Below are 6,570 nucleotides of genomic sequence, written 5' to 3' on the forward strand. Positions count from 1 at the left end.
GATTTCTGCAAATATTCGATCCTGACGGCGAGATTTTGGATAGCGCCTCCAAAGAACTTTCGGGTATTCGTAAACGCATAAATACATTACGAATGCAGATTCAAAAGACAATGCAATCACTTTTAACTGATAGCAGCATAGATCGCTATCTACAAGATAAATTCGTTACCCAGCGAGAAGACCGTTATGTTTTACCTGTTAAAGAAAGTGCCGTCCCTTTTGTAAACGGCATCGTGCAAAGTCAATCCGGAAGCAAATCCACCGTTTTTATAGAGCCAATAGCTGTTGTTCCGCTCAATAATGAACTCCAGCTTATCAAGCAACAAGAAAAGCAGGAAATTTTCCGCATTTTTACAGAATACACCGCTGCCATCAAAACCAAGCGGAAAGGTATTTTGCAAAATCAGGAAATACTGGCTTTTCTGGACTTTCGTTTTGCTTGCGGACGCCTTTGCAATACCCTCAAAGCAAAAATCCCCGTTATGATCGATCAACCCTGTTTATCACTAAAATCGGCAAAACATCCTTTGTTGATCTTGCGTTTAGGCAATCCTAACAAAGTGATTCCCTTTGATCTAAAACTTGATCAAAAGCATAAAATTATTGTTTTAAGCGGACCCAATACCGGTGGCAAAACCGTTCTGTTAAAAGCAGTTGGCTTAATTACATTGATGGCTTTGTCTGGGCTTCCCGTTCCTGCCGACGAAGATAGCGAAATCGGCTTTTTCAGTAATGTTTTTGCCGATATTGGAGATGATCAGTCCATCGAAAATGCGCTCTCCACTTTTTCCGCTCATCTGGAAAAAATCGGCAAAATGCTGCAGTTTGCCAATCCCCAAACCTTAATCTTGATAGATGAAATTGGAGCCGCAACCGATCCTCAACAAGGTTCTGCTTTGGCTCAGGCAATTCTGGAAAAATATCTTCAGCTGGGCTGTCCAACTATCGTAACCACCCACTATACCGCTCTGAAAATATTTGCCGAACAGCATCCCGGTTGTTTGAACGCTTCAATGCAATTCGATACTAAAAATCTGCAGCCCACTTATAAATTCATTGCCGGTTATCCAGGAGACAGCTTTGCCATTGAAGTTGCTGCCTCACTGGGAATTGAACCAACTTTAATTGAAAGAGCCAAAGAACTTGCCGGTAACCAAAATGTACAATTTACCGAACTACTGAAAAAAATGCAGGAAGAAAAAAAGAATTATAGTATTTCCACCTATCAAAACGAACTCAAAACCCGCCTGCTGGAAAGCAAACTACAAGAATTGACAGTAAAAGAACAGAACTGGGAAAAAGAAGTAAAAACGCTACGCCAGAACTACTTAAAGGAATTGCAACAGGAATTGATTAACCAGCAGAAAATATACCAGAAAGAGTTAAATGAACTGAAAACCCTTTCCAAACAGGAGCGTAAAACATTTTCGGAACATAAATTGCTTAATATAGAAAGCAAGACCAACGAGATTCAGAAAGAACTTGCCAAGAATACCCTTTCCGATAATTTGCCCATCGAAAATCCACAACCCGGAATGAAGGTTTGGCTTTCCAATTTTGATACTGAGGCAATTATTTTGGCTATCGAGGGTGAACAGGCAAAAGTGGATATGAACGGAATCACTTTTAAAACACCGGTCAGCACGCTTTATAAGACATTAGCTCCGGTTTCCGAAATAAAAACCGAACCTAAGGTGAAAACCAATGTCACCCCCAAAGCAAAATTTGAACTGAAAATTCTGGGGCTTACTTTTGACGAAGCAAAACCCCTGATAGATGAATTTCTGGATGACGCCACTTTAGCTGGATTGCATTCGTTAAGAATTGTGCACGGCAAAGGAACCGGCGTTTTAAGAACCAAAGTTCGTGACTATCTGAAAAAGAAAAAACAAGTAAAAAGTATTGGGACTCCCGGTAGCAGCGAAGGTGGAAGCGGAGTTACAATCGTTAGTATATAACAGGAAGGTTGACCTCCTGGTCAACCCACAACAAGATATTTGTATTGTTACCTATAATTAATAGGGAACTTAAGAACTTGGCTTTTAGGGGAACGATGAGGACATCGTTCTTCCTGCTGGAAGGTTGACCTCCTGGTCAACCCACAACAAGATATTTGTATTGTTACCTATAAGTAATAGGAAACTTAAGAACTTGGCTGTTAGGTGAACGATGAAGACATCGTTCTTCCTGCTGGAAGGTTGACCTCCTGGTCAACCCACAACAAGATATTTATATAGTTACCTATAATTAATAGGGAACTTAAGAACTTGACTGCAAAAAAGAGAAAAAGATATGGACCAAAACTTAATTGACCAAATCCGCCGTGCAAACGACATCGTAGATGTCATTCAAGGTTACATACCCTTGAAAAGGGTGGGAAGCAACTATCGCGGTTTATGCCCTTTTCATAATGACACCAAGCCCTCGCTGTATGTAAGCCAGCCCAAGCAGATTTACAAATGCTTCGCTTGTGGTAAAGCCGGCAATGTCATCGGTTTTGTAACTGATTTTGAAAAGGTTAGTTTTATTGAAGCGGTTAAAAAATTAGCGCAGCGTGCCGGCATACAAATTCCAGATTACGAAAAGACCAAGGTAGTAAATACCAAACGCGAACAGCTCTTAACCGTTTATAGAAGTGCCACGGATTTTTTCACCGAGTCCCTTTTTGCTTATGGACAGGATGTTTTGGACTATCTAAAGCAGCGTTCTTTTGCTCCGGAAACTGCCAAAGAGCTTCAGCTCGGTTATGCTTTAAATAGCGAAAAGGCACTTTTGAACCATCTGCTGAAAGAGGGCTACAGCGTTTCTCTTCTAAAGGATTCCGGGCTTTTTGCCAATTATTCCGGTGGCTTATCAGATCTCTTTAAAGACCGCTTGATGTTTCCCATTCACAATAGTTTAGGTGAAGTTATCGCTTTCGGGGGACGCATTATAGAGCCCAAAGCTGGCGTAGGTAAATACATAAATTCTCCTGGCACGGAGCTTTACACCAAGGGAAAAGAGCTCTACGGCATTTATAAAACCAAATACAACATCAGCAAAGCCAACACGGCTATTATCTGTGAGGGCTATTTTGATTTTCTGCGGCTCTATACCAATGGTTTTACCAATTCCGTAGCCAGTTTGGGAACCTCCTTGACGGAAGAGCAAATTTATTTACTGGCTCGTTTTTGCAATCGCGTTATTATATTATATGACGGTGATGCTGCCGGTATTAAAGCTGCAGTTCGTGCTGGACTTTTATGTTTAAGCAGAGGAATGGAAGCAAATGTGGCTATTCTCCCGGAAAGTGAAGATCCCGATTCGTTGATTCTAAAACAAGGCAGTAAAGCAATGCAGAATATTATAAATAAAGCAGTTCCGCTTATAAACTTCTTGGCTACGGATGCGCGTCCTGAACAGCCGACCGCAGAAAGAATCGAACTGATTTTGGATGCCTTGCGGATGCTGAAAGACCAAGTAAAAAGAGAATTGCTGCTGAAAGATGTCTCCGCTGCCTTTGGCATTACGGAAGGTGCCTTAAACAGCAAATTACATAGCCGGGGTTCTTTTTCCGTTCCCCAGCCGGACTCAACCACAAAAGTAGTCCCTCAAAACGATATCTTCGAAGAACGAAGTGTTCTTGTTTTAGCGTTGAAGGATTACGATTCGTATAAATTACTTGCCAAAGAACTGGATTTGAGTTATTTTAATAATAAACGCTATCGGGAGTTATATAGATTTCTGGTAGAGAAAAATATGCAGGCAGAACCTTGGGAACCAGCTGCCTTGCTTGATAACTTGGATAATAATGAAATAAAGGAATGCTTAGCTGAACTTCTGTTTGAGGATTTACAGCCCTTGCGCTTTGAAGATTGTCTAAATGGCTTATGTATCCGCAAAGTCCAACACGATTTGGAAGAATTGGATAGCGCCATTAGCAAAGACCCGCAAAATCTGGAACTCCTCAAAGAGAAAGAAAAGCTGGCTATAAAGTATCGGCGTATGACCAGGAAGGTCGTGAACAAAGTCCTCTATTGAAGGACACAGGAAGGAGCATTGATGATTACTTATAATGAATGTTTAAAAAAACTGGTGGATTTGGGTAAAGAATCCGGCTATATTACTTTTAAGCAAATAAACGATATTCTACCCAGCAACCCTTTCTTCCTTGATAAAGTGGATGATATCATCTTTGATTTGTCTCAGGATGGAATTGAAATTATAGACGAAACCGAAAAACGCATCACCAAAGGCGGAGCAGCTATTCGTAAACCCACTTCTCCAAAAAAATTCAAAAGTAAACGCTATTATGACGATCCAGTGCGAATGTATTTAAGAGAAATGGGACGCGTTCCCTTGCTGGATAGAGAAGGCGAAGTGCGTGTAGCCAAAAAGATAGAGACCTATCAAAAAATGATTAACCAGAATGTCTTTAAATGCGGCAGCACCTTACGCGAAATGTATAACTTCCTGCATCGCTACAGAGAAAGAAGAGTCCGCTTAGACCAAATTTTTAAAGTGGATATCAGCACCTGGATAGATAAAAATCAGGACGCCAAAATTATCGATTCCTTCAAAGAAATCCTCAAAGAAAACGAGTCAAAATTTGAAAAAGTAGGAAACATCCTGGATAATTGCGATTTTGATGACACCGGCACTGCCAGCCGCCAAGAAGAAATTGACGAAATCCGCAATCAAATCGTTAATACCTTTATGCAACTTTCCTATAACGATAAACTGATTAAACGAATGGTTTACCGCATCCGCTCCCTCGTTGAACGCATCGAAGAAAGCTATCATAGCATCAATAACTTAACCCGCATCAAACGCTTCACCATAGACGAAATTTGTATGTATGGACGCCGCGCCAAAAAAAGCGATGAGGACTTTCAAGAAGTGCTGGACGAAACGGGAATTGACCCCAATGTCTTTGTAGAAACCCTACGCAAAATTAAAAACGCCCGCCGAAAAATCCGCCGCGTTGAACTGGAAACTAAAATGACCGGCAACGAACTAATTTTCTTGCTGCGCGAAATTGACCGCGCCGAACGCAATAAAGAAAAAGCCCAAAACGAAATGATTGAGGCAAATGTCCGCCTCGTAATCAGCATCGCCAAACATTATAACAACCGGGGACTGGAATTTCTGGACCTCATTCAGGAAGGAAACACCGGACTGATGCGCGCCGTGGAAAAATACGATTACCGCAAGGGCTATAAATTCAGCACTTACGCTACCTGGTGGATTCGCCAAGCAATCACCAGAGCCATTGCAGACCAGGCAAGAACCATTCGCATCCCAGTCCATATGATTGAATCCATCAATAAAATCAATAGAACCAGCCGTCGCTTGGTGCAAAAACTGGGACGCGATCCCTATCCGGAAGAAATTTCCGAAGTTCTGGATATCCCCGTGGAAAAAATCAAAAACATTATGTCTATCAGCAAAGAACCCGTCTCGTTGGATAAACCCATTGGCCACGATAGCGAAGATAGCATTCTGGGCGATTTTATCGAAGATAGAACCATCATTTCTCCCGAACGCCTGGCTGAACGCTCCCTGCTGAAAAAACAAGTGGATGAAGTTCTAAAAACCCTAACCCCGCGCGAGGAAAGAGTTATCCGCCTGCGCTTTGGCATTGATGATGGCTATCATAGAACCCTGGAAGAAGTGGGCAATATTTTTCAAGTGACCCGCGAACGCATTCGCCAAATTGAAGAAAAAGCCCTTAAAAAATTGCGCCATCCTTCCCGCTCCGCTGTTTTGCAACAGTTTTTGGATAACTTCCATGTGAAATAAAGTCCCAGCGGGACGACAGGTATTAACGACGGGTTTTAACCCGTCGATAAATAAAGGAGGGTTGACCTCCTGGTCAACCCACAACAAACAAACTATTAAGCTATCACAGAATAAAGCGGGAACTGCATAACTTGGCTGTAAGGGAAACGACAGGATATCGTCCTTCCTGAAAGAGTGTAGCCGGCGGACGCCGTTCCGCCGCAAAAAAGTGTAGCCGGAGGACGCCGTTCCGCCGCAAAAAAATATTCTCTCATAGATTCCCCAGATTTAAGAGGATAATAGGTCTGGGATGAACAGGATTATAGAGATTTTGGGGATTGTTAAAACACTAATTTCCCCAAAAGCCCCTTGTGGGCGACACAATCATAGCGATGGGGCGTAAGCCCCTCGAAAAGAAAGACATATAAGGAAAAAAGTTCCGTTAGGAACGATACATACTAACGACGGGTTTTTAACCCGTTGCATTGAAACAATGATAAAAAAGTCCCAGCGGGACGACAGGTATTAGCGACGGGTTTTAACCCGTCGATAAATAAAGGAGGGTTGACCTCCTGGTCAACCCACAACAAAAAAATATCAAGCTTCCCTAAAATTAAGCGGGAACTGTTTAACTCAGTTGTTAGGGGAACGACAGGATATCGTTCTTCCTTTAAAAAAAGTACCTTTTGCGGTGCCAAGTACAGGTGGACGCCGTTCCGCCTTATTTTTTCGGCGCTACAGCGAGCGCCGGTACAAAAATATTGCCAGGTACAGGTGGACGCCGTTCTTCCTGTAAAATATACTCTCACA

The 6,570-nt window shown here is 42.2% G+C and carries 4 protein-coding genes; all 4 read left to right on the plus strand.

Annotated elements, in window-relative coordinates; all coding sequences use genetic code 11:
* Nucleotides 1–1,958 (plus strand): Smr/MutS family protein (locus tag ABFC98_03245; protein ID MEN6445043.1); only part of this gene is annotated, 1,958 nt, incomplete at its 5' end.
* A 334-nt stretch (nt 1,959–2,292) separates the two neighbouring features.
* Nucleotides 2,293–4,020, plus strand: a complete 1,728-nt coding sequence (gene dnaG / locus ABFC98_03250; GenBank protein MEN6445044.1) for a DNA primase — start codon at nt 2,293–2,295, stop codon at nt 4,018–4,020.
* A gap of 21 nt (nt 4,021–4,041) precedes the next feature.
* Nucleotides 4,042–5,781, plus strand: a complete 1,740-nt coding sequence (rpoD, locus tag ABFC98_03255) for an RNA polymerase sigma factor RpoD (protein ID MEN6445045.1) — start codon at nt 4,042–4,044, stop codon at nt 5,779–5,781.
* 543 nt (nt 5,782–6,324) lie between these two features.
* The coding region (locus ABFC98_03260; protein MEN6445046.1) for a hypothetical protein at nt 6,325–6,570 on the plus strand (246 nt) is incomplete at its 3' end.

This window comes from Candidatus Cloacimonas sp. (genome assembly GCA_039680785.1).
Taxonomy (GTDB): Bacteria; Cloacimonadota; Cloacimonadia; order Cloacimonadales; family Cloacimonadaceae; genus Cloacimonas.